Origin of the sequence: Colwellia sp., from assembly GCF_013215345.1 — a bacterium.
GTDB lineage: Bacteria > Pseudomonadota > Gammaproteobacteria > Enterobacterales > Alteromonadaceae > Colwellia.
On the sequence record NZ_JABSOV010000202.1, the window covers coordinates 1 to 4,450 of the forward strand.

Genomic DNA, 4,450 nt, shown 5'->3' on the forward strand with positions numbered 1-4,450 from the left:
CCGCTATTGGTTGAGTATTGATAATGGCTTAATTGGCTAAAGCCGGTAACTAAGTCGAACGCAAAGCTACTGCTACCACTAAGGCCTCCGTTAGTTACTACGCCATTACTTGGCGCACTTGGTACTAAGAAATAGGTGCTATTACTGGCTAATATTGCTCCAGCATTACGGGCAATTGTACTATCGGACTTAACTCGAACTTGTACTGTTCCAGTTGGATAATACTGGTTTGTCAAAAGCTGCGGGTTAGCATTAACATCATGCCAGTTAGTGCCATTGTCATTTGAGTATTGGTAGTCACTTAATTGGCTATAACCAGTCACAAGACTCCAGCCAAATGTATTGGCAGCATCGTCAATAACTGCATTTGTTGGTGCTATTGGATTAATTATTGCTGGTGGCGTAACCGGATCAGGTGTAACCGGATCAGGTGTAACTGGATCAGGCGTAACCGGATCAGGCGCAACCGGATCAGGTGTAACCGGATCCGGCGTAACCGGACCAGGTGTAACCGGATCAGGTGTAACCGGATCAGGTGTAACCGGATCAGGTGTTACCGGACCAGGTGTAACCGGATCAGGGGTAACCGGATCAGGTGTAACTGGACCTAGAATAATAACAGGGGTAATTTCACCGTTATCAATTTCACTTTTTGAAACAATTAAACTAGGTGTAGATTGTAAAAACACTTCGGCTAATGTGCTTGATTCCTCACCTGTGCTGATAGCTTCATTCACTTGCTCACTAACATGTTCTACTGGCAAGTTAGCTAGCTTATCGGTAAATAATTTTGCTACTTGCGATTTTTCTTCATCACTAGTGTTAGTTGCAGACTGAGCTAAACCTTGGGCAATAATATCAGTAACTACTTGAGAAAAAAGATGTAGCCTGCTGTGTTCTAGTCTTTGTTCTGCGGTTAAACTTGTGTCGTTTTTTGCTGCGACAAAGTCGGTATAAAGCATGCTGACATTGGATAAACCTAGCTGTTGCATTAATATTTTTTCGGCTTGAACGCTATCGCCTAGAGTCTGTGTTTTCGCATAAATCAAGGTGGTTAGCGGTGAAACTACCGCTGGCTTTTTATAATCACCTAATAAGTAAAAAGCTTGGCTTATAGTTTGTCCTGGATGATCACTATCTATAGTAATACCAGCTGAAGTGGTAACAAGTAATGGTGCTTTAACATCTAAGCCCCCGGGAGTGACTATTTCAAAATGACCATCTTGATCAGTGAGTACTTGATATTCACTGTCACCATCACACTGAAAATTATTATTTATATCTATACAAGCTTTTGCCATGGCTAAATAACCATCGACGGCAACACCTGAAATTTGTTGAGTTGCTGCTATGGGCTCAGGCTCTGTTTTACTGTCTGAACCACAGCCTGTTAAACCTAACAAGAGCGATGAAAGTGTCAGCAATTGGGGGCTGATAAGTCTCATGAGTTTACTTCCTTTATTAACTAAATATACCTAACCTTGAATGCTGCTAAATTCTTCAATTAATAAAAAATATTAAGCTAATTGTTAAGTATCGATAAAAAATCCGTGCGAATTATAATGCGAATCGTTATCATTTGTAAGTCTTTGTGTTGTTTTATTGATTATTTATTAAATATGTTCTACTAAGGGGGGGAATATTTAACGCTAGGCTCAGTTTGGTTAACTTATGATGTTCATGACTAAGCTTTATTCATTATGTAGGTAGGCAAGTAGGCAGGCAGATAAATAATTACCTTCGTTGATAGTTTGTATTGTTGAAAGTGTTTTATCTGACCAAGATTCATAGGCTCAAATGACTAGTTGAAGCAGGGGCGAAGTGAGCCGACGAGAAGTGTAGAGCTGAGAAGAGCGTGGATGACCTTTGTGGAATATGTAAGGCTGAAAGGTGGCGTTACAAGAGCTAGGTAATATTGATGCTGAGGCTAGTCGAATATCTGCAATTACTCACACAATGTTAATCGTCAGATATCAGCCAACTTCGACCCTAATTTATAGCTTATCTATAATAATATTATATTGATATATATTACTATTATCCGATTTTTTAGCTGTCATCATAGCTTGTTGTTCCGCAGACTTTCTGTTGAATAAAACATCTTGGTCATTTAATTCCTGGTTTGGAAAGTACATTTGTGTCAGTAGCGATTCATAGCCTTTTTTTGATATTTTAAAATGAATATGAGGTGTTCTTTGCCGGCTACTGCTTATCGGATAGGCACCGGGAATGATGGTTTTAAATCTATAACGGCCTTCTGCGCCGCTTTGCAAAATAGCCCAAGCTTGAAAGTTTTCATCCAAAGGAGCCTCATTGGTGTCATGAGGATGATGGTAGCGGCCAAAACTATTGGCTTGCCAAAGATCAATGCTTACATCTTCAATGGGGTTTAAGGCTTGGTCTAATACCTGCCCAAATACTTCGATGACTTTTCCTTGAGCAGTCCCCGTTTTCCCTGCTACTTTAGTGAGATCGGCATCTTGGTCTTTTTGTGGTGTGATGGGATAAAAAGGCCCTTGCATTTCACTCGGTGTACTCATTTCTGCATGTGAGCTGTTAGTAAATATAGCGGCCACAGAGCCTACTAAGCTCGTTTTTAGAAATGTACGGCGTTTTATTTTGTCCATTGGTATTTCCTCACTGATAAATAACTTATCAAGGATAATCACTAGTTAGCAGTCAGATTATCAATAGCCTAACCGCAGCTTTTAACTAATTTCCATATTGAAAGTTATCAGTTTAATTAAGCAACTGGCTAGCGACTTTTTGTATCATTTTATTAATGCTCAACAACTCTATTTTTCGTCAAAAGTAGTGAGGAAATGACAAAATACTTTATAAATAGCTATAAAATAATGGCAACTAAGTGCGCTATATAGTCCTTTCAGTCTGAACAAGACCATAATTAGGATGTTCAGATCATGTACCTATTTCATACGAATATTGTGCGCTAATCACTTTGATGATTTCTCCTTTGCTTTCGATGTTATAGGTACGCCTTAGCTCAATAACGAATACTCAGGGCTTGCCCTTAAACGCTATCTATATTGCTTTCGAAGAGCTTTGGCATACATGCTGATAACACTACTTGGAGGTTACTATGACTAAGTTTACTCGTGATTTTTCTGTTTATGTTGGGATAGATTGGGCGAACGATAAACATGATTTATGCATTCAGCAGGCTAATTCAGATACGCGAAAGTTTAAGATAATAAAGCACTCAGCGAATACGATAAATGATTGGATAATCAGCCTACATAAGCAATATAAAGGACAGATTGCCGTTGCTGTTGAGCTATCTAAAGGGCCTATAGTTTACGCGCTTCAGAAGTATAAGTTTGTCACTATTCATCCGGTTAATCCTTCAATGTTAGCCCAGTACCGTAAAGCTTTTTCTCCTAGTGGAGCAAAAGACGACCCAACGGATGCGGAGCTTGCACTTGATTTAATGCTTAATTACCCCAAAAAGATTAAAGCCTTAAAGATGGAAAGTGAACCCGTTCGGAAACTCACGTACTTAGTCGAGCAACGCCGAAGGTTGGTAGAAGATAGAAGGCGATTTAGTAATCGGTTAATCAATACACTCAAGCAATATTATCCACACTTACTTGATTGGTTTTCACATCGAGGCTCGGGTATGTTTTGTGACTTCATTACACGTTGGCCGAATTTACAAAAACTTAAAAGAGCTAGGGCTGACACATTAAGAAAGTTTTTTCATGCCTATCCAGGTCGTACTGCAAGCTGCACAGAACAACGCATCGTGCTCATTAATCAAGCAGAGCCACTTACCTTAGACAAGGCGGTCATCGAGTCACATCAGCTCTTAGCCGTTGCTCTCGCTAATCAAATGCTAGTGGTGGTTGAAGCTATTAAAGTATTTGATAAAGAAATTAGTACCTTGTTTGATACATTACCTGATGCAGAACTTTATAAATCATTACCGGGTACAGGACCTTGCTTAGCACCAAGGTTGTTAGTTGCTATGGGAGAAAATCGTAGTCGCTTTACTAGTGCATCAGAAATTCAAATGTCTGCTGGTATAGCTCCAGTGACGGAGCGCAGTGGTCAAAAATGTTGGGTGCATTGGCGATATCAGTGTTCTAAATTCACTCGACAGTCATTCATTGAATGGGCAGCTAAAAGTGTTCATCAATCATATTGGGCAGGCCTTTATTATCAACAACAACGGTCAAAAGGTAACACCCACCAATCATCAGTAAGATCGTTAGCATTTAAGTGGATACGTGTTTTATATCGCTGTTGGAAAGCAAAAGAACCATATAATGAGTCGAAGTATTTAAAAGCATTGCGGGATCGAAATTCCCCATTACTTTTTAAAGAAAAAGCTTGTTAAAGGTCTCAGGGCGTAGAGGAGACGTTAGCTATAAATCTATTTGCTATATATTTTCTAACAAATACTTATCTAGCTAGTTTTAAGATGTTGTAT

General features: G+C 39.3%; 3 protein-coding genes. 1 reads left to right on the forward strand and 2 read right to left on the reverse strand.

Annotated elements, in window-relative coordinates; all coding sequences use genetic code 11:
* Both HRT50_RS17980 and HRT50_RS17985 read right to left on the reverse strand, forming a co-directional pair.
* Positions 1 to 1,445, reverse strand: a 1,445-nt coding sequence (locus HRT50_RS17980) for a hypothetical protein (RefSeq protein ID WP_291617054.1), incomplete at its 3' end; no start/stop codon positions are given.
* A 549-nt stretch (positions 1,446 to 1,994) separates the two neighbouring features.
* Positions 1,995 to 2,627 carry a protocatechuate 3,4-dioxygenase gene (locus HRT50_RS17985; RefSeq protein WP_291617056.1) on the reverse strand — a complete coding sequence of 211 codons (633 nt, stop codon included), beginning with the start codon at positions 2,625 to 2,627 and terminating at the stop codon, positions 1,995 to 1,997.
* A 473-nt stretch (positions 2,628 to 3,100) separates the two neighbouring features.
* On the opposite strand from HRT50_RS17985, the gene HRT50_RS17990 reads away from it, so the two are divergent.
* Complete coding sequence (locus tag HRT50_RS17990) at positions 3,101 to 4,357, forward strand: IS110 family transposase (protein WP_291617058.1); 1,257 nt, start codon at positions 3,101 to 3,103, stop codon at positions 4,355 to 4,357.
* Positions 4,358 to 4,450: the final 93 nt, after the last annotated feature.